The sequence below is a fragment of the Frankia sp. AgB1.9 genome (assembly GCF_016786355.1).
GTDB lineage: Bacteria > Actinomycetota > Actinomycetes > Frankiales > Frankiaceae > Pseudofrankia.
The window spans coordinates 17,551-42,646 of sequence record NZ_JADWYX010000001.1; the positions used below are offsets into that span (position 1 = coordinate 17,551).

General features: G+C 68.7%; 27 protein-coding genes. 10 read left to right on the plus strand and 17 right to left on the minus strand.

All coding sequences use genetic code 11. The annotated features are described in order from the left end of the window. Window positions 1-94: 94 nt before the first annotated feature. Both I6A60_RS00085 and I6A60_RS00090 read left to right on the plus strand, forming a co-directional pair. Window positions 95-676 carry a hypothetical protein gene (locus I6A60_RS00085; protein WP_203012795.1) on the plus strand — a complete coding sequence of 194 codons (582 nt, stop codon included), beginning with the start codon at window positions 95-97 and terminating at the stop codon, window positions 674-676. A gap of 44 nt (window positions 677-720) precedes the next feature. After that, a complete protein-coding gene (locus I6A60_RS00090) occupies window positions 721-1,599 on the plus strand; it encodes a hypothetical protein (protein ID WP_203012796.1) in 879 nt (292 codons plus the stop codon). 84 nt (window positions 1,600-1,683) lie between these two features. Here I6A60_RS00090 and I6A60_RS00095 read toward each other — a convergent pair whose 3' ends face one another. From I6A60_RS00095 to I6A60_RS00115, 5 genes are all read right to left on the minus strand, one after another. Next, window positions 1,684-3,066 carry a WD40 repeat domain-containing protein gene (locus I6A60_RS00095; protein WP_307838625.1) on the minus strand — a complete coding sequence of 461 codons (1,383 nt, stop codon included), beginning with the start codon at window positions 3,064-3,066 and terminating at the stop codon, window positions 1,684-1,686. Window positions 3,067-3,202: 136 nt separating this feature from the next. Beyond that, window positions 3,203-4,522, minus strand: coding sequence for a hypothetical protein (locus I6A60_RS00100; protein ID WP_203012822.1), 1,320 nt, complete (start codon window positions 4,520-4,522; stop codon window positions 3,203-3,205). 73 nt (window positions 4,523-4,595) lie between these two features. Beyond that, window positions 4,596-5,132, minus strand: coding sequence for a hypothetical protein (locus I6A60_RS00105; RefSeq protein WP_203012825.1), 537 nt, complete (start codon window positions 5,130-5,132; stop codon window positions 4,596-4,598). Between the two features lie 89 nt (window positions 5,133-5,221). After that, window positions 5,222-5,530, minus strand: a complete 309-nt coding sequence (locus tag I6A60_RS00110) for a hypothetical protein (RefSeq protein ID WP_203012828.1) — start codon at window positions 5,528-5,530, stop codon at window positions 5,222-5,224. A 17-nt stretch (window positions 5,531-5,547) separates the two neighbouring features. After that, the gene (locus I6A60_RS00115; protein ID WP_203012830.1) at window positions 5,548-5,871 is read right to left on the minus strand and encodes a hypothetical protein; all 324 of its coding nucleotides are present in this window, start codon (window positions 5,869-5,871) and stop codon (window positions 5,548-5,550) included. Window positions 5,872-6,197: 326 nt separating this feature from the next. Here I6A60_RS00115 and I6A60_RS00120 point away from each other — a divergent pair, with 326 nt between their 5' ends. After that, on the plus strand, window positions 6,198-7,076 hold the full coding sequence (locus I6A60_RS00120) for a helix-turn-helix transcriptional regulator (protein WP_203012834.1): 879 nt from the start codon (window positions 6,198-6,200) through the stop codon (window positions 7,074-7,076). Between the two features lie 23 nt (window positions 7,077-7,099). Here the strand turns inward: I6A60_RS00120 and I6A60_RS00125 are convergent, their stop codons facing one another. Further along, window positions 7,100-7,312 carry a DUF397 domain-containing protein gene (locus tag I6A60_RS00125; protein ID WP_203012837.1) on the minus strand — a complete coding sequence of 71 codons (213 nt, stop codon included), beginning with the start codon at window positions 7,310-7,312 and terminating at the stop codon, window positions 7,100-7,102. A 385-nt stretch (window positions 7,313-7,697) separates the two neighbouring features. Here I6A60_RS00125 and I6A60_RS00130 point away from each other — a divergent pair, with 385 nt between their 5' ends. Next, window positions 7,698-9,632 carry a protein kinase gene (locus I6A60_RS00130; RefSeq protein ID WP_203012854.1) on the plus strand — a complete coding sequence of 645 codons (1,935 nt, stop codon included), beginning with the start codon at window positions 7,698-7,700 and terminating at the stop codon, window positions 9,630-9,632. A gap of 38 nt (window positions 9,633-9,670) precedes the next feature. On the opposite strand, the gene I6A60_RS00135 is transcribed toward I6A60_RS00130, so the two are convergent. After that, a complete protein-coding gene (locus tag I6A60_RS00135; protein ID WP_203012857.1) occupies window positions 9,671-10,438 on the minus strand; it encodes a hypothetical protein in 768 nt (255 codons plus the stop codon). 405 nt (window positions 10,439-10,843) lie between these two features. On the opposite strand from I6A60_RS00135, the gene I6A60_RS00140 reads away from it, so the two are divergent. Continuing rightward, complete coding sequence (locus tag I6A60_RS00140; protein ID WP_203055529.1) at window positions 10,844-13,033, plus strand: DUF11 domain-containing protein; 2,190 nt, start codon at window positions 10,844-10,846, stop codon at window positions 13,031-13,033. Between the two features lie 199 nt (window positions 13,034-13,232). After that, on the plus strand, window positions 13,233-13,964 hold the full coding sequence (locus tag I6A60_RS00145; protein WP_203012861.1) for a ferritin-like domain-containing protein: 732 nt from the start codon (window positions 13,233-13,235) through the stop codon (window positions 13,962-13,964). Here I6A60_RS00145 and I6A60_RS00150 read toward each other — a convergent pair. Together I6A60_RS00150 and I6A60_RS00155 are read right to left on the minus strand one after the other, a co-directional pair. Next, the gene (locus tag I6A60_RS00150; RefSeq protein ID WP_203012863.1) at window positions 13,939-14,199 is read right to left on the minus strand and encodes a hypothetical protein; all 261 of its coding nucleotides are present in this window, start codon (window positions 14,197-14,199) and stop codon (window positions 13,939-13,941) included. The genes I6A60_RS00145 and I6A60_RS00150 overlap by 26 nt on opposite strands. A 141-nt stretch (window positions 14,200-14,340) precedes the next feature. After that, entirely contained in the window at window positions 14,341-14,772 is a 432-nt protein-coding gene (locus tag I6A60_RS00155) for a PPOX class F420-dependent oxidoreductase (RefSeq protein ID WP_203012865.1), read from the minus strand. Between the two features lie 361 nt (window positions 14,773-15,133). Here I6A60_RS00155 and I6A60_RS00160 point away from each other — a divergent pair, with 361 nt between their 5' ends. Beyond that, entirely contained in the window at window positions 15,134-15,625 is a 492-nt protein-coding gene (locus I6A60_RS00160; protein WP_203012867.1) for a DUF2975 domain-containing protein, read from the plus strand. Continuing rightward, on the plus strand, window positions 15,625-15,846 hold the full coding sequence (locus tag I6A60_RS00165) for a helix-turn-helix transcriptional regulator (RefSeq protein ID WP_203012869.1): 222 nt from the start codon (window positions 15,625-15,627) through the stop codon (window positions 15,844-15,846). The genes I6A60_RS00160 and I6A60_RS00165 overlap by 1 nt, the downstream gene beginning before the upstream one ends. Window positions 15,847-15,956: 110 nt before the next feature. Here I6A60_RS00165 and I6A60_RS00170 read toward each other — a convergent pair whose 3' ends face one another. Together I6A60_RS00170 and I6A60_RS00175 are read right to left on the minus strand one after the other, a co-directional pair. Then, window positions 15,957-16,631: a response regulator transcription factor gene (locus tag I6A60_RS00170; RefSeq protein ID WP_203012872.1), complete on the minus strand. Its 675-nt coding sequence runs from the start codon at window positions 16,629-16,631 to the stop codon at window positions 15,957-15,959. Continuing rightward, window positions 16,628-18,667: a sensor histidine kinase gene (locus tag I6A60_RS00175; protein WP_203012888.1), complete on the minus strand. Its 2,040-nt coding sequence runs from the start codon at window positions 18,665-18,667 to the stop codon at window positions 16,628-16,630. Before I6A60_RS00175 ends, I6A60_RS00170 begins: the two co-directional genes overlap by 4 nt. Before the next feature lie 277 nt (window positions 18,668-18,944). Between I6A60_RS00175 and I6A60_RS00180 the strand changes: the two genes are divergently transcribed. Together I6A60_RS00180 and I6A60_RS00185 are read left to right on the plus strand one after the other, a co-directional pair. After that, on the plus strand, window positions 18,945-19,295 hold the full coding sequence (locus I6A60_RS00180) for a hypothetical protein (RefSeq protein WP_203012891.1): 351 nt from the start codon (window positions 18,945-18,947) through the stop codon (window positions 19,293-19,295). Window positions 19,296-19,400: 105 nt separating this feature from the next. After that, window positions 19,401-20,216, plus strand: a complete 816-nt coding sequence (locus tag I6A60_RS00185; protein WP_203012894.1) for a hypothetical protein — start codon at window positions 19,401-19,403, stop codon at window positions 20,214-20,216. 148 nt (window positions 20,217-20,364) lie between these two features. Here I6A60_RS00185 and I6A60_RS00190 read toward each other — a convergent pair whose 3' ends face one another. The 6 genes from I6A60_RS00190 to I6A60_RS00215 all read right to left on the minus strand — a co-directional run bounded on the left by I6A60_RS00190 (window position 20,365) and on the right by I6A60_RS00215 (window position 25,076). Continuing rightward, a complete protein-coding gene (locus I6A60_RS00190; protein WP_203012897.1) occupies window positions 20,365-20,670 on the minus strand; it encodes a hypothetical protein in 306 nt (101 codons plus the stop codon). 85 nt (window positions 20,671-20,755) lie between these two features. Further along, window positions 20,756-22,048, minus strand: coding sequence for a type II toxin-antitoxin system HipA family toxin (locus I6A60_RS00195; RefSeq protein ID WP_203012900.1), 1,293 nt, complete (start codon window positions 22,046-22,048; stop codon window positions 20,756-20,758). Next, window positions 22,048-22,317, minus strand: a complete 270-nt coding sequence (locus I6A60_RS00200; protein ID WP_203012903.1) for a helix-turn-helix domain-containing protein — start codon at window positions 22,315-22,317, stop codon at window positions 22,048-22,050. Before I6A60_RS00200 ends, I6A60_RS00195 begins: the two co-directional genes overlap by 1 nt. Before the next feature lie 292 nt (window positions 22,318-22,609). Continuing rightward, on the minus strand, window positions 22,610-24,118 hold the full coding sequence (gene chrA / locus I6A60_RS00205; RefSeq protein WP_255544962.1) for a chromate efflux transporter: 1,509 nt from the start codon (window positions 24,116-24,118) through the stop codon (window positions 22,610-22,612). Further along, on the minus strand, window positions 24,115-24,546 hold the full coding sequence (locus tag I6A60_RS00210; RefSeq protein WP_203012913.1) for a chromate resistance protein ChrB domain-containing protein: 432 nt from the start codon (window positions 24,544-24,546) through the stop codon (window positions 24,115-24,117). The genes chrA and I6A60_RS00210 overlap by 4 nt, the downstream gene beginning before the upstream one ends. Next, window positions 24,543-25,076, minus strand: coding sequence for a Chromate resistance protein ChrB (locus I6A60_RS00215; protein WP_238434495.1), 534 nt, complete (start codon window positions 25,074-25,076; stop codon window positions 24,543-24,545). Before I6A60_RS00215 ends, I6A60_RS00210 begins: the two co-directional genes overlap by 4 nt. Window positions 25,077-25,096 lie beyond the last annotated feature (20 nt).

Here is a 25,096-nt window from a genome sequence, read left to right on the forward strand (position 1 = left end):
TCCGTTCTGACACGGCCTGCGACTTCTCGTTACGGGCGGTGATCCCCTCACGGCCGTGCCGGACCGAAGATAGTCAAACCGGAGCCCGCTGATCGTGATCCAACCCCTGGTTGGTCAGCCGCCACACCTCCCTCCCGGGCGGTACCGGGCGACTCTTGACGAGGTCCTGGGCCGTTTCGTTGACAGCTTCCCGGGATCGTCGACCCGCAGGGAGATCTGGGACGGCTTCGTCGCCTACCTGCGGGTCTGGGCCGACTTCGAGGGGCGGATGCGGCCCCATCTTGGGGACGACGCGTTGCTGAGCGTGGTATGGCTCGCCGGTAGCTTCATCTCGGGCAAGCTTGATCCACAGAACCTGGACCTGTCGGTGATGGTCGACTATGACGCCATCCAGAAGTGCAGGGGCAGGCCGGGTGCCAAGACGGTTGTCGAGCTGGCTAGTCGAGAGAAGATGCTCAAGCAGTTCCGGCTCAGCCCGATCTTGATCCGGTACCGCTACATGCCAAGCCCGTTCCGGCTCCAGAACCTGGCTCCAGGGCCGGAGCTTGACTACATACTCGACCGCGGGGCCTTCGACGACTTCTGGCAGAGAACCCGACCGGTCGGCGAGCCCAAGGGCCCGCCGACCAAGGACAGCGGCGCGCTGAGCCGCGGCTACCTGGAGGTGGAGGTATGAGACGGGACGATCTGGACCGGTTGTCCAGTCCAACCGCTCGCAGGATGGCCGCTGACTACCTTGACCAGTCTGGCGACGGTGTCGACGCTTCCGATGTCGATCTTGTCGAGGCGCTGGACCGCAGCTTCGTGGAGGCGCTCTCTGCCTATGATCCGGACGCGGCGGCGGCCCGCTTCCTCTCGCTGAGGTTCAGCGGAGACGGGGTCGATGGTCGCCTGCCAGAACGGATCGTCGAGGAGGTCCTCGCCGCGTTCCGCCGAGAGCTTGCTGGAGCGGTGCCTTCGGCGAGCCCGGCTGACCTCCAGCTTGACCTCGTCGGTTTCTCGCGGGGCAGCGCAGTGCTTCACCTGGCCCCTGCCCCCGTTCTCTCCGAGCCGGCGGATCGCGGTGGCCAGCCGGCGCTTCTCGCGGCGGATCCCGTTGACAGTGCGGTCCGCTCTGTCGCGGACCTGCACGACGCGGCCGAAGGCCAGCAGGACATGCGACGGTTCGCGGACAGAACGGACCTGCTCCATGCCTTCGTTGCCCTGACTGATGCACTGGAACGACATGGTGTCGACCTGGACGTGATCTGGCGATCTGCGGCCGGTACTGGCCGCCGGGCCACGCTCACGAAGCTCGGCCGTGCACACGTCCGCAGGAATCTCGAGCGGCGAGAGGCGGTCGACCAGTATTCCTTCACGGGACGCGTCGTCGAACTCAACATCAACGGTTCGTTCTCGCTCAAGCTCGGTGTTGCAAGGAACAGCACGCGTGTTGAGGTCGACGCGAACGGCGAGGAGCGCCTCCTCGCCCTCGGCCTTCGACTCGGCGAGACCATCACTGTGACCGTTCTCCGCGCCGTCGAGCACACTAATCTAGGAATTGCGTCGAAGGGCCGCTACACCTTGCTCGTCGTCGACTCGCGTTCCGCAAGTAGCTGATCTGACTGGCAGACTGCGGGTTGGGACGGCGCTGATGGGCACTAGGCAGTTTGGGACCTGTGCTAGGGCGCGGGAACTGTCAGGTCAGCGGAGTTTCCAGAACTGAACGCTGCCCGGTGTGAGGACGGTGTTGTCCGGGTCGGTGCGGGGAAAGGTCGCGACCGCGAGGAGGTCACTCCTGGGGACGAATGCCGCGACCGAGACGCTGGGGCCTCTGGTGTCGAGGTCCTGGCCGATGGCCACTGGATGCGCGGGGTCGGAGACGTCGAGAAGCCGAGTCCCGTGGCCGACCGTGGTGTTGCCGCCCCGTTCGACACTGGCCGCCAGCGTGCTGCCGTCTGGGGAGAACGCGACGGAGTAGACCTCCTCGCCGAGGTCGTTCGCACTCCCGAGGAGACGGGCACGGGCAGGGTCGGTGACGTCCCACAGCTGAACTGTGCCGTCCCAGCCACTGCTGGCGAGCGTCTTTCCGTCCGGGGAGAACGCGGCGTCGATCGCGCTGTCGCGGTGGCCGGCCAACGGCCTGCCAAGCGGTACCGGCCAGGTGAGAACTGAAATGTCCCAAAGGTGTACGGAGCCGTCGGCCGCAGCGCCGGCAAGGATCTTCCCGTCGGGCGAGAATGCCGAAGCCCCGAAGCCACGGTCGTCGATGTTGGCGGCACCGTCGGTGAGCGGATGGCCGAGCGGAACCGGGCGGGCCGGATCGTGAATATCCCAGAGGCGCAGGTCGGTGTTGTCCGAGACGGCCAGGGTGTTCCCGTCCGGGGAGAAGGTGAGCCAATCGCCCCCGTCCGGAAGGACCAGGGGCGTTCCCAGGGGAACCGCACGGGCCGGATCGCTGATGTCCCACAAGCGCGCGGACTTGTCGAAGCTGGTGGTCCCGAGTATGCGCCCGTTCGGTGAGAACGCCGCCCAGGAAACGTCCTCGGTGTGACCGGTCAGGGGCTGGCCGAGCCGGATTGGACGAGTCGGGTCGTGGACGTCCCACAGACTCGCAGTGTGGTCGGCGCTCGCCGTCGCGGCCAGGTGACCATCCGGCGAGAACTGCACGGACCAGAGCCCTTTGTTATCAGTAGCGAACGGCGCGCCGATCGGTGCGGCCGGATGCTTGCCCAACTGCCGTGCCAACGCCGGGCCCGACGAGCCGTGCCCAACGAGAAGGACCGTTGCTCCGACGGCGGTGGCAGCCAAGAGCGGTATGACCGTGAAGAGGAGCACCGCAAAGCGGCGCCGTGGGCGAGCGCCAGGCCCTGACATGGGCGGGGCGCCGGATGGCGCCAGCTCTGGCCCCCAGTGCGGGTAGCTCGCGGGGCCGGGTGCCGGTGCTCCGGCCGGATAGTGACCCAGCACGTAACCCGGTGCGGCACCGTCCGCCGCGGCCTTGCCCATTCCAGCGTCCGAAGGCCGGGTTTGCGCTGGCAGTTGCTCTGCCTTCTCGGCCGAGCCGTCCGCTGACAGATCCGTCATTTTCGTCCCCCGAATACCACGCACTTGTGCCAGTCCCCGTTACAGGCATCACTGCGTCTTGACTGGGTCGCCCGTGCAGATGACCTGCTGGCTGGCCGTCCGTATTTGACGCGCAAGTTGGGTTGGGTCACGTGCCCTAGAGCGATTCCGCGATGAACGCCAGCCCGGCTAGAATACCGATGAGAGCCACGGCGTAGAATATAAGCGGGATCACGTACCCCTTCCGGGTAAACGCAATGCGCCCAGCGTAGCCAAGTGATGCGATGCCGATAACGATGGCTCCAAACGTGCCGAAGCCGTGTTCTAGCGGAGCCACAACGAAGCAGATGATCCCAAACACGAGCCATAGCAGTGCGTCGATTGTCCGCCGTACCTGGCGCCAGGACCGGTCGGCTACATAGTCGACGGCGCGGTCTGTTCGTCCGGCCCATCTGGAGGCAGTCAGGGCACCTGGCGAGCTTGGCGGAGCGACGGAGCGTGAGGCCTGCCTGAACCAGTGGTCCAAGGCGTCAGCGATGGGCGTGCCGGGCTGGTTGCCGCGGTACCACGAGCGGGCCCCGAAGAGGATGAGCACGACGCCGATGAGCACGGCGAACGCCGCCCCGCCGTTCTTGTCCGTTGCGGCGGCGATGAGGGCGAGCGTGCCGAATCCGAGCCAGGCTAGCGCGCGGCCGGTGAGTCGTGGTGTCCCGCCCCTTGGATAGGGGGCGACCCCGGAGCCGCCGCCGGGGATACCGCCTCCCTGCGGCAGACCTGGTCCCGGTATCCCATTGGCTGCGGCATGCGCCCTTTGCGTCTGCGTGACAAGGCCGCCGAACTGGTCCCAGTAGGCATCGTTCGCTCTCCTGATCTCCGCTGCGAGAGGCCGGTCGTCCTTGGTGACAAACGCCTCGTAGGCGATGTTGGCGGCTCTGTCCAGAGCCTCTTTGGACAAGTCAGGCGGCCAGACTTCAAGGCGGCTGGCACCGGCCAACTCCTGAAATCTAAGCGCTGGCGCGAGGGGAGACGGGCCGTTCGAGCTGTTCATGACAATACCTATGGCTGAGTCTATCGTCGGTGGAGCCATCTGCGAGTAGGGCCAACAGAAAGTGAACACTCGTCGGGCCGGTGAAAGGCTACCGATCACGGGCCCGGCACCGACGTCGAATGACCCGCGCAGCGATCGATCGGTCACCAGCAAAGTGCCAGCGGCCTTGCTGAGAACCGGCTCTCGGCTCAGCCCGCCGGTAACCGAGGAGTACAGCCAAACGTTGGTGACGTGATGGGAGGAGAGGGCGGTCTCGCCCGGCCATGGCAGTGCCGATCCATTGCGTGAGATACGCGGTCCACCGGGATGTTCCCAGGAGTCCGTGTGGATCGTCTCGCAGTCGATGACGATGCATCTAGCAGCCAGATCAGGAAGCAATGGTGGGACGGTCGGCGTGGCGTCGGTTTCGCCATTGCCGAGACTGGTCATTCTGGATCCCCCGTTGAGATTGCGCTTTAGAGATTATCGCTATAGCGACCGGCACCCGTCTGCCTCGGCTGGCTCACGCCTGCAGCCGGCGGCGGACCGACCCATCGACGATCTCGGCGGTAGCCGAGCCACCGAGTTCCTGAACGGCCGTGCCGATCCCATCACGTAGCCTGGCCATGTCTTTCGCGCCTTGCACGATCGCGCCCTGCTCGTGCCAGCGGTTGACCTGGAAGGTGCCGCTCGAGCCCGTGTCCGAGGTGGCGAGTCGGACGGAGGCGATGAACACGTCGCCGGCCGCTCGGCTCCCGAACGCGAAGACAACCGACTCACCGGTCCGTGACTTCAGGTAAAGAGCGGCCTTCAGGCCCGGAAAGGCATTACCCACACCGACGGCATCGACGATCTTGTCGATGGTTTCTAAGGGGGCTACCGGGGATGCGATCTTCAGGACAGCCTTGGCCTCGGCAAGGCCGCTGGCGTAGGTGCCGCTGAACACGGCCCGCTCCACCGGAGCGGTCACCTTGGCAGCGGCCTTGCCGGCGAGGTTCCGCACGAAGACGATGGCTGTGACGAGGGCGATGAAGCCAGTGATTCCAAGAAAAGCCGTCATGAAAAATCCCTTCTCACGGCCTCAGGGCCGCGGAATTCACTGACGAGTCGCGGCTGTTCCGCCCACGCCAGTGCCGCCGGAGCGCTTCGTCAGTCGCATCTGAATTGGATGGCGTCGGTGACGTAGCCGTGTTGCATGGCCTGCCGCCAGTCGGCTGCGGCCTTCTCGCACTCGTCTTTCGTGACCATGCAGGTCGCGGTGAATCCGGATCCCTTCTCGTCTCCGTGGTACTTCGCACACTTGCCTGCCGAGAGAGGGAAGATCGGCGAGATATCGTAGTTCTTACCACTACCACCGCTGACGCCTGAACAGGCGGACACCGCGAGTGAGAGGACCATCGCGGCCAAGAGGGTGCAGATCTTCACTGTCGTGCCGTCCGTCCCGAGGTGGCTGGACATGTTCATTCCGCCTGATTTCACTGCTGGTTTTTCTTCTTGCCGTATCGCTCCCAGGCGACGAAGCCGAGGTAGGCGAGAGCGCCGAAGGGGAAGATGAAGATCCAGATCGGGAAATAGAAGGTGCCCGACGTCTGGTGCGCGACGTAGGCGCCGTACGCGATGAGGACGACCCCACCGGCGAGGGCGCTCGCGCGTTCCCGCAGGCTGAGGCCTGGTGCGAACGCGGCGACGGCCAGGATCACGCCGGAGATGACTGAGAAGACCTCGTAGGCGCCCCAGTGCGCGGGAGTGGCCGCGGCTGCGGCCGTGACCTGGCTTTCTAGATGGTTGCCCCAGTCCACGGGGTCCTCCAATGGTGATCGCTAGCGATGTGAGTTCGGCCGGGTGCCGTGGCGCGGGTCGGCCGGTGTTCAGGGGACGCCGACGTCGTCCGCTGTTCCGCCGAGTTGCCGCACCCGGATCCCCGCCCGTCGCTGCCGCCCCGTACTCGGCAGCGATGAGGGCGGGACCGGGGCGAGGTCGAGGCACCCCCTGAACTTGCTTCGGCCCTCCGGCCGGAAGATACTGCAATTGCATATTGCATGTCCAGATTGGATTTTCCGTCCGGGGATGTGTGGTTGCCTGGACCTGTTGGCGGGCAGTGGCCGTGGGTGGGGACCGGAGGATCATGTTGCCTAGCAGGCCATTGACGGACGGGGCGACGAACGCGGTGATCGCGCGGCGGCGGCTCGCCCAGCGGCTGCGGCGCTACCGGCAGCGGTCCGGGCTCACAGTCGAGGACGTCGCACGCGCGCTGGTGTGCTCACCGTCGAAGATCAGCCGGATGGAGACGGCGGTCTCCGGCATCCGCGTCGTCGACCTCGCCGCGCTGGCTCCGGTGTTGGGGATGGTCGAGGACGAGAAGCTGGGCCTCGATGTGCTGGTCCGCCAGGCCCGGGTTCGCGAGTGGTGGCAGGAGTACACCGACGTCGTCCCAGCAGGCTCCGGCCAGTTCTTCGGCCTGGAGGATGGGGCCGCTCACATCCGGACGCACAACACCTCGTTGATTCCCGGACTGCTGCAGACCGCGGACTATGCCCGCGCCCTGTTCAGCACCCGGGACGCCGTCGCCGACGAGCGGGCCGAACGGATGATTGCCCTCCGGCTGCGCCGGCAGCGCCTGCTTGACGGCCTCGAACCGACGCGCCTGACCGTCCTGTTCGATGAGGCCGTGCTGCGTCGGGTGATCGGCGGGAAGGCCGTGATGTCCGAGCAGTGGAAGCAGATCCTGCGCCGGATCGACGAGTCCGGCGTCATCACCCGGGTCATCCCGCATGATGCCGACGTCCATCCCGCCGACGGTCTCGCCTTCACGCTTTTCGAGTTCGACGACGAGGATCTTCCTCCGGTCGTCTTCGCGGAACTGCTCGAGGAGATGACCTTCATCGACGACCCGCACGGCGTCGCCCGGTATGCCAAGGCCTTGGCTGGGGCCGAGGGAGCGGCGGCGTCGGCCGCCGACTCCCGTCAGCTGATTGTCGACCGAATCGCGGAACTGCGCGGATGACCGGCGACCGGCCAGCCGCGTGTTCAGCACACCGGTGGCTCGAACTCGCCGAGGCGAGCGCCTCCGAGGAAGGTCGACCACTCCTCGACGGTGAAGCGCAGCACCGGGCCGTGCGGGTCCTTCGAGTCGCGGACGCGCACCTCGCCGCGGCGGACCGCGACCTCGACGCAGTTGTCCGACACACAGAGACTGCTGGTCTGCCAGGCCGAGGCCGGCGTGTAGGTGTGGGGTTCCATGGCGTTCCCTCCAGGAGATCGGTGTGGTGGGAGGCCGCCCCGCCCCCTGAAAGCGGGGCGGCCTCTGGAGAGATCTCATCCGGGAGCGCCCGCTTCGCCGAGCCTGTTCATTCACAGGGTGGTGACGCCAGCACCCTGTGCACGAGCAGGGTAGGCAACCATTCCGTCTCGTGCGGTGATGGGGTGATGCCGCGTTGCGACGACCCCCTTGCACAGGGCCGCTGGCACGCCGATATCGTCCCGATCCGCTTCTTTCCATCGAGATGCCGCGCAGCCAACGGTCACCCGCTTCTCTCGGGGCGGACCTGGAACCTGCGCGGTGGCACCTCGACCGTGCGGCCCAGCCATCGCCGCTCGGCCCATCAGAAGTCTTTACGGGGGCACCATGTCTGACGCCGACTCCTGGGTCGGTCCACCCACCAGTCCCGAGACCTACCGGATGCTCGAAAGCATTGGTGGTGGCGGCGAAGGTGAAGTCTGGAAGGCCGTCCGGCACCTTTCGGAATCCGGCCGGCACGAGGTCGCGGTGAAGATCCTCCCAGCACAACAGGACCGCGACGACACGTGGGAGCAGAACACTGGTGGGCTGCTTCTCAGCCTTCATCACCCGAACCTCGTCCGGGTCATCGAGGTTTTCACCGGTGCGCCGATGCACCGCGCCGGAGCCGCGGACCCGAAGCAACGGAAGCGCTACGTCGTGATGGATCACATCGACGGCATGTCGCTGCTGGAATGGTGCGACGAGAATCCGAAGGCGACGGTCGGCGACAGGCTCAAGAAGCTGCGAAGCGTCGCCTCGGCCCTGGATGAGATGCATTCGGGGACCGCCACCCACGTACCGGTGGCCCACGGTGATGTGAAGCCCGCGAACATCGTGGTCGACAAGGATGGCAAGCCCATGCTCGTCGACCTGGGCCTCGCGCGGCTGACCGACGCGACCGGGGTCGTCGGATACAGCCGGCCTTACGCGGCGCCCGAGCTGCGCGAGCCGGGTGCGATGGTCACTCCGGCCGCGGACAAATGGGCCTTCGTCGTGACGGTCGCCCAGGTGCTGCTTCTTGGCCGGCCGCTGCCGGCCCAGCCGGCGGCGGGCTGGCTGGACGAGGTGGCGCTCGCCGATGCGCTGCACCGTAACGAGCTGACCTCCACCAGGCATGATCTGATCCAGCACATCCAGGACTCGCTCGCGACTCCCGCCGAGGCGCGGGGCGGTCGCCTCGTCGACTGGCTTGACCGGACCCGCCAGTCCGCGACCACCGCCTCCACCGGCGGCGACCTGCTCCCCGTGACCGGTACGGTCGCGGGCCCCTGGGGCGGCGCGCCGAGATCCTCCGTCCCGGCTGGCTCGACGTCCGTCATCTCGGCGCTCGCTACCGCTGAGTTCACGGCTGCGGAGGAGGCAGCGCCGACCGGCGACGTCGGCTACGACATGACCCCGCCTGTGGAGCCGCCCGGAAGTGGCACGACGGTGTTGCTGCCCTCCGACCAGCCCTACCCGGGCAGCCCGGCCCCGTTCGCCCCGGCCGGTTCACCGAGCAACGACGACGCCTACCCGTCAGGCGGGCGGTCATCCTTCGGCGCGTACGCGAGTCCGCCGCCCGGCGGCGACCATCGCGGGCGTCGTTGGCTGGTTCCCAGCCTGGTCGCCATCTCCGTCGTCCTCATCGCGGCAGTCGCAGTGATCATCAGCCAGAGCGGCGGCAGGAATGGCGCCAACGGACAACTCACGGGTCAATCCGGCGGCCTGCCAACCTCGCTGACGGACGCCCCAAGCACCGTGGCGACGACGTCCTCCACCGCTGTTGACACCCCGACTCCGACCGACGGACTTCCCACCGATGGTGCGGGAAAGAACAGCGGTCCCAGCGTGTCACCGAGCGCCACTTTCATCAATACTCTGGGTTCACCGACCCAGGTCGGCGTCCAGTTGCTGTGCCGTACGCAGAACGCAGAATGCGACAATGACGACGCAGGGACGATCCCGGCGGGCGGAAAACTTTTCCAGTACTACGACTACGGTTCTACCCAGTCGCCGAACTGGGTCGACCTGCTCAAGTTCCCGGCCAACACCTGCACATCTCTGGTCGTACAGTTCGCGACCAAGAGTTCCGCGAACTCGAATTCTGTGACCGCGAATCTGCAGCTTCTTCAGACGAGCGTCGGGCCGGTGGCGGCCACCTCCACCGGTGACGTCGGCACGCTTACCGCGACACTGGATGGCGGCCCGTTTGAACTGGAGGCGAACTCCTCTACCGGCGACTATGTCTATCTGAACGGCTATGCCGTCTGCAACACCTACTCGGGTCTTCCGGGCGGCTGACGGGCGGTGACGTGGGTGGGGACGGAAACCCACCCACGTCACTGAAGCCAGGGAAGAATCACCCGGCCGGGGACGGGTGCCGGCGGTCTGAGATATCCGGCCTTGACCAGGAAGTAGATGTACTCCGGGTTGGTCAGGCCCACGTTGTGGCTGAAGCCGAGGCGCTGGGCGCGGCCGAGAACGTCGTCCAGCCGGTCGCGCACCGCCTGCGGGCTGATCCCGATCCTGGACGCCGCCTGTTTGAGCACCAAGGGTTCGGCGGCCAACAATGGAGGCCAGGAGAGCATGCCGCCGAAGACGGTCCATACCGCTTCCGACTGCGCTGCCGACAGTTCGCCAGGCAACTCGCCGGTGACCGTCCTGCTGGTACTGGTGCTGGTTCCGCGGCTCACCTGAGGGCCGGCACGTGTGATGGGTAGGTCGTCGGCCTCCAACAGGATCCAATGCTCGGTAGCCGTCCGGTCGGCCCGCACCGGGTCGAGCACGCGGATCGCGACGCGCGGCCACCTGATCGTCTGCCTTTTCGCGAGCCGCTCGGGACTCTGCCCCCAAGCGTGCAGCACCGCGCCGTTGGCATTGGGAACGCCCACATCCCAGCCGATCTCGGTCGCGGTGATGACCAGGGCCTCGCGGGAAATGCCCTTGTTGCGCACCTCGACCCCGAGCGCCAGCCGTCCCTGTCGCCCGATTACCAGTGGCTTCCCGATGGGCTGCGGCGCCCCCGTCGGAACCGGGCGGATCTGCTGGCTGCCCTCATACGCCAGCACCCACCGCTGCGTGACCGCCTCCGGCCCGGGCAGCTCCACCGCCGCCTGAACGCTGTCCGTCGACCCGTCAGCCATCGCGTCCCCCCGAACGACCCGTGCATCAGCTTCTAAAGGATCATGCCACTACGTGCGTGGTCGTCGGACAGGCAGGGCGCATCAGAGCGACGTCGGCGGCGACGTCAGGTCGGTGGGCCCGCCGACGACAAGGCGGGTCCTGGTTTTCTCGGTGTCCCGGTCCACCTGACCCCCATCTAGGGGTCAGGCGTCGTCCAAGAATTGGGCACAGTCGGGAGCTTCCCGCGCTGGCCATCTGGATACCACTCTGGCTTGTCGCCGTTCCGATACGGTTGGCGGTCGGTGTCACATATGGCTGGGGGAAAGCAAATGGGCATTGGTTTCGCGCGTGGCCGGCCGCGGGGGGTCGGCTGGCTCAAACGGGGGGCCGTGGTCGCGGGCGCAGCGCTCGGGATCACCACCTTGGTCGGAGGTGCCGCGGTCGCGGCGCCGGCCAGTCCCGGAACTCTGAAGCTCGTGACCGGGCAGGCCGACAGCGGCGCCCACGGCGTCCCGCTGGGCTGGTCCTACACGGCGCCCGCGAAGGCGTCCGTGACCGGCACGATCAGGATCGTCGTCCCGAAGGGCTTCTCCGCGCCGCGGACCGGCGCGCTGGCGGCGCCGGGGAATGTGCTGACAGCCTCGACCTGCGCACGTTTCAGCGTTTCCGGTACAGCGCTCCAGGCCAACGGCTCGACCATCCTGTCCATCGCCACGAACTGCGCGGCGGGCAAGGTCGGGGCCATTCTCATGACCAACGTCACTGTGCCTGGCGCGGTGGGCGTGTACGAGTTCCCGGCCACCTTCACGCCGACGGGCTCGTCTCCGGTCGCCTTCACCGGAGCCGACACGGTCCAGATCAAGCCTGGCCCGCTGGCCACGCTGAAGATCAGCCCGGCGACGGCGACGATCACCGCTGGCGGGAGCCAGGCTTACACCGTCGCCGGGTATGACGCGGCCGGCAACGCGCTCAGCTCCGCCGCCCTGGGCAAGGTCACCTTCGGGATCACCCCGGACGGCAAGTGCACCGGCGCGGTCTGCACCGCGAGCAAGGCCGGTGTCCACACCGTCACGGCGGCCAGCGGCAAGATCAAGGCGACGGCGACGCTGACCGTCGGCGGGACGACGCAGACCAGCGCCGACCTGGCCGTCACGGAGATCGTCTCCACTGCCACGCCGACCTACTACACGAGCGTGTCCTTCACGACCACGGTGACGAACACCAGCGCCACGGCCGCGGCGACGGGTGTCGTCGTACAGGCCGCGGTACCGGCCGGACTGGTCTCGCCCACCGCGACCCCGTCGGGCTCCACCACCTACAACCAGGCGTCCGGTACCTGGACGGTCGGGAGCCTGGCCGCCGGTGCCAGCGCCACCCTGACGATCAGCGGCCTCGCGGGTGACGTCGCCCTCGGCGCTCAGACCGCCAACGCCACCGTCACCTCGACGACGACCGACCCGAACCTGACGAACAACACGGCCTCGGCGACCGAGACGTCCAAGCCGGCATCGATCGCGGTCACCATCACCCCGAACCCGGCCAACCCCAACCCGATCGACGTCGGCGTGCCCGGCACGGTCAGCTGGACCGCGTCAGCCGCCAACGCCGCCAACCCGGCTGCCCCGGCGCCGACGGGGACGTTCCGCTGGAGCTGCATCGGCGCCAACGGCGAGCCCTGCGGAATCGCCTCGTTCGACGGCCCGACGCTGTCACTCTCGACCACTGGTCTGCCGATCAGCGAGACCACGCTGTACGCGATCTTCACTCCCGACCCCGCGAACGGCAACTACGTCCAGGACGTGGCGAGCACGGCCAGCACCTTCACGCCCACGTACACGCCTCCGCCGCCGACGAAGTCCGACCTCGCGGTCACGGTGTCGGTCAGCAGTAGCTCGCCGGCGTACTACACCGACGTCACGTTCACGGCGACGGTGAAGAACACCAGCGCTGTCACCGCGACGGGCGTTTCCGCCAGCGTCGACCTTCCGACGGGCCTGGTGTCGCCGACGGTGACGCCGTCGAGCTCGACGTCCTTCGACCAGGGGACCAGCACCTGGACGATCGGTGACCTGGCGCCTGGTGCCAGCGCGACGCTCACGGTCAGTGCGCTGGCCGGGAATGTCTCCGCCGGCGAACAGGCCGTCAACGTCACGGCGACCGCGACGAACGCGTCCTCCGCCGCCTACGGGGCAGAGGCGGTCGAGACCTCGGCGCCGGCGCCGGTCGCGGTCGTGATCAGCCCCGACCCCAACAACCCACCGTCCGACAACGTCGACCTCGGCAACCCGGGCAACCTGAGCTGGACTGCGTTCTTCGCCAACGCCGACAACGCGTCGGCCCCAGCGCCTACCGGCGTGGTCGTCTGGACCTGTGAGACGCAGGGCGGTTCCGACTGCCCGTTCGTCCCGGCGCTCAATCCGACGGCGAATCTGCCGGTGCTGACGTTCAAGATCAGCACTCTTGGGGTCATCGACATCTTCACTGTGACCGCGACATTCGCCCCGAACGGAGATAGCAACTACGTTCAGGAGGCCGTGAGCTCGTCGGTGACCTTCACGACGACCAACAACGGCGGCTGATCCGCGGCGGGGTTCGGGCGCCACGGCATCCGAACCCCGCTCGCGTTCAGCCAGGATGCCCACGGCCCCGCCGGCTCACCCCGGTGGGGCCGTGGCATGTCTGACGCGAGCCGCCTCCTACAGCGGCGCGGAGATCGCGGTGTGGTCGCCAATCCGACAGGCCGCGTGTCGGCGGCGCGTTGCCGTGCAGCCTTGGCTCGTGCTCGACACCACGGCGGCCCATGTATTCGAGCGCTGGCGACGCCGGTTCGAGGAGAACCGGCACCGGCCTGATCCGGACTGGAGCCTGGGCGCTGAGATTCCCGCGGCTCTGGCGGCCAGCCTCGCCAGATTCCAGATCGGTGAAGGAAGCGACGGCGACGGAATGATCCGGGCAGCCGCCCGATCCGGCCAGGCCGGCTACCTCGCGGCTGTGCGGCTGTTCGTCAACGAGGAGCAGGACCACTCGCGACTGCTTGGCCGACTACTCGCCGCCGCCGGGCGGCCGACGATTACGGCGCACTGGAGTGACACCGTCTTTCGGTCCCTACGCTGGCGGGCCCGGCTGCGACGCGAGGTGATGGTGCTGACCGTCGCTGAGGTGTGCGCGCTGCCCTATTACCAGGCGGTTCGCGACGGCGCCGACGACCCGCTGACCCGCGAGGTCGCGGCACGCATCCTCGCCGACGAGCAGGAGCACGTTCCTTTCCACCTTCACTGCCTGCGACTGGAATTCGCTGGGCTGCCCGCGCCGGTACGGGCTCTGTTGACCGCGGTGTGGTGGGCCCTCTTCGTTCCCTCCGCGGCGGTCGTCGCCGTCAACCACCGTGCCGCCCTGCGCCTGCTCAGGATGCCGCCGACGCGCTACTTTTCCGAGGCGTGCAGGCTGTTCGCCTCCGTCAACCGGGAAACGGGGAATCGAGGGTCTATTCTCCCAGCGCGCCGCTTGTAGGCTGGAGCTGGACGGCCTCGGGCTGGGTCGGGTTGGCTCTGCTCTGCGAGACGAGGTAAGTCCCACGAGCGACGTAAAGAAGCCCGATCACGAACCACCCGGCGATGATGTACCAAGGGTTCGCCCCGGATGAACTGACCAGCGACGCGGCAAGATGGGTGACCCCGGCCGCCAGGAACAGTCCGCCCAGGATGAAGGACGATCCTGCTCCTTTGAATTTCGACGACTTCGCCACGACTTCTCCTCGGTTCCGGCGCCCTGAATGCCCAAAATATGCACCTCAAGGGCTCGGCCAGCCTGGAATGTCGGGTCCACGACGGCCGTCGCGAAGGCGAGTCAACGCCCCCCGCGGCCGGAGACTCGCGAGACCGCCTCGTCAGTCGAGGTTGGCGCCGTAGACGTGGTCGACCGTCATGCGCATGAGGACCCTGCGGTCGGCCACCATCACTGACCGGTACTCGTCCCAGTCCGGGTGCTCGCCCGCCGCGGCGCGGTAGTAGTCGACGAGTGCCTGGACCTCGGAACCGTTCGGGTCGGCACCCGGCCCGACGAGCGTCACCGCGCCTTCCGCGGTGGCCCAGGCCCGGCCGTCGGGACGGGTGACCTCCAGCGCGGCTCGTGGGTCCCGCCGCAGGTTCGCCGTCTTGGCGCGTCCCTCGGTCATCGAGACGTAGAGGACGCCGGACCCCCGGTCGTAGAAGGGCAGGACGGGAGAAAGCTGCGGTCGGCCGTCCGACCTGATCGTCGCGAGGACACCGAGCCGGCTCTCGGCGAGCAGCGTGTGCGGGTCGAATGGCGTGCCAGTCATGTCCGTAGCAAGAGCTCCGCCACGCCACGCATTCCGGCCGGCGCCAGCCTTGCGACCCGCGGCCGACGATCTCCACCCCGTCGATTGGGCCGTTCACGGTTCCGCCGTAGCCGCCCATCGTCTTGATCGCTGTTTTGGCCCTCTGGTGGCTATGAAACAGACGCGGCTACGACCGCCGGAGGGCCGAAACAGCGATCTATGGGGACGCCGGCACGGGCTGGCGGCCGGCCTGCCTTCGTTGGAAGTCGGTGGTCGACCTGGCCGAGGTGAGGGTGCGCCGGTGGGAACGGCAGGTCCAAGCCCTTGCCATACCTATCGAGCATCGATAGATTCCCATCGCAAATCGATGGGAGGATGGGCCGTGGGACAGCTGACCGTGCGTGCGCTGCGCACCGTGCTCGTGGTGGTCCTCGCCGGGACCGTGTTCGTACAGACAGGGATGGTCTGGGCGTTGGTCAGTGGGAGCGACCCGGAGGACGGGTCGCTCCCGCTCACCCCGCTGCGCGTGATCACGATCCTGGGCATGGTGTCGGTCCAGGTCGCCCTGGTCTGCGTCTGGCGCCTGGTGGCGATGGTGCGACGCGGAACCGTGTTCTCCCACGACGCCTTCCGATACGTGGACGTCGTGATCGGCGCGATCGTGTCGGCCGCCCTCGTGTGGTTCGCGGTCACGGCCATCAACGCGCCGGGCCAGCGGGCCGACCCGGGCGTCACCCTGATCATGGGCGGGGTCGGTGTGGCCATCCTGGGGGTCGCGCTCCTCGTGCTCGTGCTGCGGACGCTGCTCGCCCAGGCCGTCGCGCGCAACGTCGAGGCCTCGCAGCTGCAGGCCGAGCTGGACGAGGTGATCTGATGCCGATCGCCGTCGACATCGACGTGATGCTGGCCAGGCGGAAGATGTCCGTGGGGGAACTCGCGGACCGCGTAGGGATCACGCCCGCCAACCTGGCGGTACTCAAGAACGGCCGCGCCAAGGCGGTGCGTTTCGCGACGCTCGCCGCGCTCTGCGAGGTGCTCCAGTGCCAGCCGGGCGACCTGCTGCGCTGGGAGGCCGAGGACGCCGGGGGCGGATGAGCCGCCGGGTCGCCGTCAGGCATCCCCCAGCGCCTGCCGGCAGGCACAACGTGGGCACTCGGTTCCGGCGTCGACAGTTTGCCCACCAAGATCTGGAACGGGCACTCAGCTCAGAGGTTCTGGGGGTGGTCGGGTTTCGGGCGGCCCAGGCCAGCCTCCCGGGCTGCCACGATTGCCTGCCCACGCTCGGCGAGGTGCAGTTTGGCGAGGATGTTGGACACATTGTTGGCGACTGTTTTGGTGGACAGGAACAGTCGCTGTCCGATCTGGCCGTTGGACAGGCCCGCCGCGACCGCGTCGAGGATGACTCGCTCGCGGTCGGTCAGCTGTGGGAATGCGGCGGCTGACGGCCGTGGAGGGCGGGCGAACCAGGACCGTAGCCGTACCGCCAGGGCCGCGCCGAAAACGGCCTGACCAGCGGCGGCAGCGCGGACCGCGGTGGCGATGGCGCCTCCGTCGGCTCCTTTGAGGAGGTAGCCGGCTGCGCCGGCGGCTACGGCGGCGAACACCATGTCGTCGTCCTCGAACATCGTCAGGACGAGGACGGCGGTGCCGGGATCCGCCGTGACGATCTTCCGTGTGGCGTCGATTCCGTGCATGCCGTCCATCTGAAGATCCATGATCACGACGTTGGGGCGAAGGGCGGCGGCGAGTTCGACCGCCGTATGCCCGTCGCCGGCCTCGCCGAGCACCGCGATGTCGTCTGTGGCGTCGAGGACCGCGCGTAGTCCCTGCCGCACCATCGGGTGATCGTCGACGATCAGGACCGTGGTCTGGTCCGTCACGCCGTCCCCCGATCGGCGGCGGAAGGCTGTTCGACGGCGGGGAGTGCCCTGGCCGCAGGCTGGCCCGCGGCCAGCGGGAGGCTGGCCCGGACGCGGCCGCCGGCCGCCGTCGGCCCAGCGGTCAGCGTGCCGCCGACCTCGCCGGCACGTTCGTGCATGGCGAGCAGGCCCACTCCCGCCGGCCAGGATGTGCGCGCCGTCCCGTCATCGGCCACGTCAACAATGAGGGCCCCCTGGTCGTCGACGTGGACCCGCGCGGTGCAGCAGCGAGCCTGCGCGTGGCGGACCACGTTGGTGACCGCTTCGACGGTGATACGGAATGCGGCGACCTCGATGGCTGCGGGCAGCTCGGGCAGACCGTCGAGGTCGACCGCGACCTGCGGACCTCCGGTTTCCACAAGCCGGTCGACGTGGGTCCGGACGGCGCCGGCCAGGCCGAGGTCGTCGAGGGCCGGAGGTCGCAGGCCGTAGACGATCCCGCGCAGGTCGGCGATCGCCTGGGACGAGGCGTCCTTGGCCCTGGCCAGCAGCGGGTCGGGGGTCTCGGTGCTCGCGCCGCCACTGGTCGCCAGCGCGCGACGGGCGCGGGCCGCGTCGATGTTGAGGCCGATGCTGGTCAGCAGCGGGCCGAGGCCGTCGTGCAGGTCCCGGCGCAGGCGCCGCCGTTCCTCCTCACGAGCGCTGACCAGGCGTTGGCGCGACTCGCGCAGGTCCGCGGTGAGCGCCTCGGCGTGCACCGCCGCGCCCGCCTGCCGGGCGATGTCGGCCAGGACCACGCGGTCGCGCGTGTCGAAGACGGCCTCCCCCCGCCGGGGCGACGCCACGAGCATTCCGACCGTCGCGCCCTGGTACACCGCCGGCCAGCGCTCCGCCCCGGCGCCCTCGGCCATGGCCGGGTCGCCGTGTACCGCCAACGCCGAACCGTCGGATGGGCGCTCGATGGCGACATACGGCAGCCGCAACGAGTCCGCGACGGCGGCGACGACCCCCGGCAGCACCTCGCCAGGCGCCGCGACGGCCGCGAGCCGGCGTCCGACGTCGCTCAGCGCGCGGTAAGGATCGTTGCGATCGCCATAGAAGACATGATCGACCAGTCGCCGGCTGCGACCGAGCGCCGGCGCGAACGCGACCGCCGTCACGGCGGCCGCGACGAGAAGCCCGAACCGTTCGGAGGCGACCGCCGCTATCCCCACCGCGATGCCCGCGAACGCCGCGACCTCAACGGTGATCGCGACCGCGTAGACCATCGAGCGCCGGATGATCGTGTCGATCGCCCAGAGCCGGTAGCGGACGACCGGGATGGCGAGTGTCGCGACGAACACGACGCCGTCGAGCGCGCTGGGCACCTCGGGCAGGGTGTCCGTCACGGCCAGTGGGAACAGGCACAGCGCGAGGACGACGCCGAACGCGCGCCAGCGGAGCTGGTCGCGCTCGACGCCGGAGGTCTTCCAGGCTCGGCGCACCACCCGCAGCCCGGCGACAAGCCCCAGCAGGATCACGATCGGGACGACGACGGTGAGATCGGATGCGAGGTGGCCGATCGTCGTACCGCTGGTCAGCGAGTTGCGGATCTGGCGGGTCGTCCCGTCGGGCAGGACGGTGGAGTACGTCGTGCCGTTGAAGACGCCCGCGAAGAGAGCGATCCCGCAGCCGGCGAGGAGCGCGCGTTCGAGCAGCCGATCCCCGCGCGTGCTCAACCGACCGGACGGGAACCGCACGTTGACGAGTCCCTGAACGCAGACCGGTAGCCATTCCAGGCTCCCAGCGGCGTGACCCCATCCGATGAGCGAGGACGTGTCGCCGCGCAGCGCCGCGAGGGTCGCGACGCCGGCCACCGCGGATCCCACCGAGACCGCGACCGCCGTGCCGGCGAGTAGCCAGCCGAACGGCAGATCGGGTCGGCGGCTGATCAGAAACCCGCCGACGACGGCATAGGGAACCGCGTAGGTCACCGCGAACAGCAACCCCTCCCGAAAATTCGACGGCGCGTACTTCGCCTGGACCAGTTCGACCGTGGTGGCCACGGCGGCCGCCATGGTGAGGACCAGCGCCGCACCCGCCCACCACGTCGCATGGCGCCGCGGGAACGCGACGCCGATCGGGGAGGTGACGGAAGTGTCGATGGGCCAACAATGCCTGAGCCGTCGCGGCCACCGCAATGACCAGGGCTTCCCGGATAGCGGGATATCCTCCCGCTATCCCGGGATTGATCGGGGACTGGCGTCTCTGTGCGCGGGAATGGACGACGACGAAACATCGGTCCGGTCAACGTCAGTCTGGCCTACCGCCAGGCTCCGAGCCGGAAGAGGCACCATGACCGTCATCCGTTGGACCGCCGCCGCTGCCCTCACCCTCATCTCGCTGATGAACATCGGAACCGTTCTCGACGGCGGCGACGGCCCGATCCCACTCCCGGTCGCGATCCCCGTCGCGGTCCTCGGTGCCGTCGGCCTAGCCGCCGCCTATGGCCTGGTGCGGCGGTTGACCTGGGGTCAGCCGTCGGCGCTCGCGGTGGGCGTGACCAACGTCGTCGCCGCGGTCATCGGCCTGGCACTCGACTCCGACGGAGCCGCGATCGGGCTCGTGGTCAGCGCGGTGGCGACCGCTCTGGCCGTCGTCACCTTCTACGGCGACCAGCGTCGTTCCCGCGCGTCGATCGGCTGAAGCCGGCTCCGACGCCCCTTTTCTCGTCTCGCTCTTCTCGTCTCGCCGCGCTCTGCCGAGTTCGTCGACCCTTCTTTTCGTCGACCCGTTCCAGGGAGTCCCACCATGTCTCGCCCGCCGTTGTCCCGCGCACCGCTCGCCCTCGCCGGCGCGGCCCTGACCGTCGCCGCGCTCGCTGCCTGTTCCTCCACCGCCGCGCCGGCGGCCACCTCGACCGCCAAGCCGTCGGCGGGGACCGCCACGGTCGCCGGGGACTCGACCGCGGACTTCGCGGCGGCGTGTGCCGCCCTGCCGTCCTTCGACGCGGCGATCACTGCCTATCCCGGCGCGGACTCCGACGGCCCGCCCCCGACCGCCGCGCAGCTCACCTCGTGGGCGAGCACCGCCATGCCTTCCCTGACCATCATCGCCAAGCACGTGCCTGCCGGCCTCGACCCCGACGTCAAGATCCTCACCACCGCGCTCGAAGGCGTCAGCCACGGGACCCCGTTGAACACCGACGACGCCACCGTGACCGGAGCCCTTACGGCCCTCAACAAGTCCGGCCACGACATCTGCGGCCTGACCAAGGTGGACGTCGTGGACAACGGCGAGCTCACCGGCGCCCCCGCCACGCTGCCGGCCGGGCCGGTCAGCATCTCGTTCACCAACACCGCGCCGGCCGGGCAGACCGGATTCATCCTCCTCGTCGCCAAGATCAAGGACGGCGCGCAGGTCACAGCGGACCAGGTCCGCACCAACACAGTCGATCTCGGTAACCCCTCGATCGCCGACATAGTCGCGGTCGCCCAACCGGGCCAGGACGGCTCCGCCGCCTACACCACGGCGAACCTGGCCGCAGGCCACTACATCCTGTCCACTCCGGTCGGGACGCCGCCCGCCTTCAGCAAGATCCTCGCCGTGGACCTCCAGATCACCTGACTCGCGGCGCTCACGACCTACGGAGATCGTGACGGCAACCTGGTGGCGGCGGCGCGAAGGCGTCGCCACCAGGCGTACGACGGGGATGGCGAGCATTGTCGAGACAATCGTCGAGATAGAGGCGCCGTCTGTCCCGGTAGTCAGCCGTTCAGGCCCGGGAGTTACGTGTGATCACTATTCCGAGGGTGGCGAGGAGTGCGCTCCAGCCACCGACGCCGAGGAAGAACAGGTCACCGCCGCCCATGACCAGTGGGAGGAGGCCGACGAAGACGAACACGCCGCACAGCAGCGGCACGAACCGGCCGGCACCGCGCAGGGCGCGCTCGCGCAGCACCCCGACTCCGACCAGGATGAATCCGACCGCGCAGAGCGCGCCGGACAGATACGAGGGCGCGGGGCCAGCTGGCCGGGCCGGGGTCGGCCGCGGGAGATCGGCGAGCAGGGCAGCCAGCACGTCTTCGCCAACTTGCCGGTTAGAAGCGAAGGAAAACAGGTGTCGCGCGGTGCCTTGGCTGGCAGGCCGGGCAGGCCCAGTGGCGTCAGGGTTCTCTCGGGTCGTGGAGGCGTTCCGCCAGCTGGCTGGTGTGCCGGGCGATGCGGTCGATCGAGCGTTTCCGTACTTCCTCGGCATCGGGCGTGCCGACCAGCGTGAGTGCGTCGGAGAATGCGTCCGGGAAGCGCCTCGCCAGCTCGCGGACGGTGGTGCGGTACTGCTCGGCAGGGATACCGAGGACAGCAGCCGCTCGGTCCCAGTGCCTGCCGAGCACCTGGCCGAACTTCCGCCGGCCGCCGATCCCGATGGCGATCTCGCGCAGGCCTGGATAGGTGTCGTAGGGGAGGCTGGTGGCCAGGTCGTAGAGCGGGGCGACCTTGATCTCGTTGGGGAGCAGCAGGAGGGACACGTTTTTCGAGTGGCCGTCGGGTGCGCCGGCGACGTAGTTGATGGCGGCGAAGTCGCCGATTGCGGCCAGGGCGGCGGCGGCCTGGCCGCGTGAGTTCTGCTCGACGATCCGGGCGAGGTCGGTGAGTCCGGGGCCGCCGTGTGCTTCGTACTTCTTCGCGGGGAGCCGTCCGCTGGCGGAGCAGAAGTCTTCCTGATGGAGGCGTAGGACGCGGCCATCATCGAGGATGACGCGGTCGTAGCGCTCGATGACGATCGCCGGCTCGCCGTCGCCGAACCGGGTGAACTCGGTGCGGGCGACGTCGAGCCCGAGTGCGCTGGCCGCGCGCATCGTGGCGTGTTCGACCAGAGACTGATGGTGGAGGCGTCCGATACCGGGTTTGATGATGTGCGTTGTCGCGGCAGATCCGTGCGCCTCGTGCCAGCCGGTGGGGAGCTTCGCGAGCGCGAACTTCGACTGCTGCCCCGGCAGCGACCAGTGCTCGTCGGGAAGGCTCCAGGAGGCGGCATCCCCGGTGCGCAGTGCGCTGAGCCGGTCGGCGATGTCCCGGTCGCTGACGGGCCGCGTTTCGTGGGCACGGGAGAGCATCTCGTCGAGCGCGTCGGGCTCGCAGAACTGCACTGCGCCGGGGCAGTCCCAGCCCATGTGGGCGAGGAGCGCCAGGGTGTCATCGGGCTCGACGCCCAGCGTGGCCCCCCAACGCTGCCGTGTCCGGGGGTCTTCTGGCAGGACGCCCTCGACGAAGGCACGGACGCTCTTGCCCCGGTAGGTCGTTGCGCTCAGTGGCATCCGGACACCGAGGGGACTACTCGGTCTGGCTGCGAGATAGGCCGGTTCGTAGGTGAACTCGGGCTCGGCAGCGGCGTGACGCTGGGCGACCCGGCCGACCGGGACGCCGTACAGCACGACCAGCAGGCTACGTGCGGCCATCAGCGCTTCGCCCGTGCGGCGAGGGCAGCGAGCACCGCGGCCTCGGCCTCGGTGACAGTGCGTTGAACCAGGTCAAGGCTCAGATCCAGGGCGGCGAGCACCCGGAAGAGCGGACCGACACTCGCTGTGGGGTGACCGGTTTCGAACCTGGCCAGCCAGGCGCGGGAGACCCCTGCCTGGGCGGCGAGGTTCTCCTGTGAAAGGCCCTGCTTGTTGCGGGCCTCGCGAACCTCGGCGCCGAACTGACGAGCGTTGGTGATGTTGGCCATGGCGTCGTCCTGTCCACGCTCGTAGGCGGCCCAATTTGCCTTCGCTCGTAGACAGTACAGGTTGCCTGCGTTCGTAGACAATTCGCGATGTCTAGGAACGTGGACGAACACCGCTCGCGATGCCTGGACCCCGGGGTCCCGCGGCGGCCCGGATTGGCTCCTGGCCATGCGGAACGTCTGTGGTTGCGGCACAAGCACCGCCAAGGAGAGGCGCGGGGCGGCTTGATCTCGCGGGGAGGTGATGCTGGGCCTGGTGGGCGGTGACCTGGCGTGGTGATGGTCGGTGTCGTGGTCAGGTTCCGGGCAGGTGGGCGAGGGCGGCGATGAGGCCGAGGATGGCGCTGATGCCAAGGACGCGGAGCACCGGCCATCGCAGCCTGAAGATCAGGAGTGCGGCGACTCCAGTGATCACGACTGGTGTGAGTCGGAGGGCGTCGAGTGCCGGGAGTTGGAGGTGGAAGGGCCCGGTGGTGCGGGTGTGGGTGGTGGTGAACAGGGTGTGCAGTGCGAAGTAGAGGCCGAGGTTGGCGATGACGCCGACGACGGCGGCGGTGATGGCTGTCAGGGCCGCAGACAGGGCGTGGTTTCCGCGGAGTCGTTCGACGTAGGGCGCGCCCAGCAGGACGAGAAGGAAGCAGGGTACGAACGTCACCCAGGTCGTCAGGAGCGAGGCGACGACGCCGGCGAGCCAGGGGTCGAGGGCGCCTGGGTGGTGGTAGGCGCCGAGGAACGCGACGAACTGAACGACCATGATCAGCGGTCCGGGGGTGGACTCGGCGAGGGCGAGGCCGTGGACCATGTCGGGGGCGGAGAGCCAGGTGTAGTGCTCGACGGCGCGTTGGGCGACGTAGGAGAGCACGGCGTAGGCGCCGCCGAAGGTGACGACGGCGGTGCCGGAGAAGAACAGGCCCTGCTGGGTGTAGACGCTGCTCGTGCCGGTGAGTGCCGCGACGAGGGCGATGGGCAGGAACCAGGCGACCAGGCCGACGCTGAGGACGCCTGCGGTGCGGCGGGTGCTGGGCGGGTCGTGGTGCAGCACGTGGTCGGGGATCAGTGGCGGTGGCCCGTCCGTCGTGCCGCCGTGCCGGCCGTCGCCGCCGCGCAGCATTGCCGGCCGCCAGCGGTGCACAGCCCATCCGGCGCCAGCGGCGGTGGCGATGACCAGGGGGAACGGCAGGCCGAAGACGGCCAGGGCGACGAACGCGACGACCGCGAACCCGACGAGCAGCGGTCCGGTGAGCGCCCGGCGGCCGACCCGCCAGACCGCCTGGGCGACGATCGCGACGACGGCGGGCGCGAGGCCGGCGAACAGTCCGGTGACGACGGTGGTGTCACCGAGGCCGACATAGAGCGCGGACAGGCCCAGTAGGGCGGCCATGCCGGGCAGGACGAACAGGGTGCCGGCGACGAGTCCGCCGCGTAGGCCGTTGAGTAGCCAGCCGATGTAGATCGCTAGTTGTTGGGCTTCGGGGCCGGGAAGCAGCATGCAGTAGTTCAGTGCGTGCAGGAAGCGTCGTTGCCCGATCCAGCGGCGTTCGTCGACAAGGTGCCGCTGCATGACCGCGATCTGGCCCGCCGGGCCGCCGAAAGTCTGCAACGAGATGAGAAACCAGGTTCGCGTCGCCTGGCGAAACGGAACCACATCACCTGATGCCCCGCTTTCGCCGTCGTGGGCGGTCGCCGCGGTGTCGACGCTGGCAGCCGGTTCGCTGGGTGTGGCGGATTCTGTCCTTGGAGCCTCGATGGTGTCTGGTCGCGGCTCGGTGGTCGTCACGGGCGTGTTCCCGGTGTCGGCGGTCATGCGGGTGGGCCGTCCGCGAGCAGGGCACGGCGGTGGTAGGCGTAGAGCCCGTCGAACAGCGGTCCGGTCAGCGTGAGCACCTCGGCATCGGTGTGGATCATCGAAAGGCCGCGGAGTGCCACGTCCAGGCCGACGGCTTCCGGGGCGTCGAAGCGTTCGTCGTCGATGTCGGCTTCGTGCACGATCTCGGCGAGTTTCCACAGCACCGGGTCGGTCAGGTCGTAGCGGCGCAGGATCGTCTCGAACGTGCAGTCGCCGCCGTGATGGCCCAGCTCGACACCGCGCATGTCGAACGGGGTCGCCTCCGCCGGCACCGCCGCCAGATCGTCGGCGAACACGAAGTCCGCGGCGGGGTCGACGTGGCGGCGGATCAGCCAGGCACTGGCGGCCCGATCGATGTGGACCCCCGCCCGAGTCGCCCACCTCACCTCTGCTCCCGGGCGGCGTCGGCTTCAGCCGGTTCCGGCACGGCGAGCGCCTCGACCGCTGCTTTGGCCAAATCCCGCTGCGGGGGCGGGAAAAAGTCTCGACGGACGATCTGGCGCAGCTCGCCGCGTAGCCGGCGTACCGCGCGCGTCCGCTCGACTCCCGTCTCCGTTCCGGCGGCGGCTGCCTGGTCGATCAGCGCCTGGTACTCCACCGCGCGGGCCGCGCGCATCCCTTTGGCGATCTCGCGTTCCTGCGTGCGGGTGGTCGGTTGCGCGAGCCAGACGGTCGCCGCGCCGCCGGCTTCCATGACCTCGTCGGCGATCCAGCCGATCTGCTCGCGCGTCCGCGCGTCGGCAGGCAGCCCCACCAGGCCGTCGCCGAGGCGGGCGACCCCGAGTCGTTCCAGCTTCCGCCACACCGCGATCCTCGGCCGTGACGGCTCCCGCGGAACCCGGTAGGCCAGCAACACCCAGCTCCCCGTCCGCCCCTCGGAGCCGCCCGGCCCGGAAACCGGTGCACCTTCGTTCATGCGGCCGATGTAACCACGGT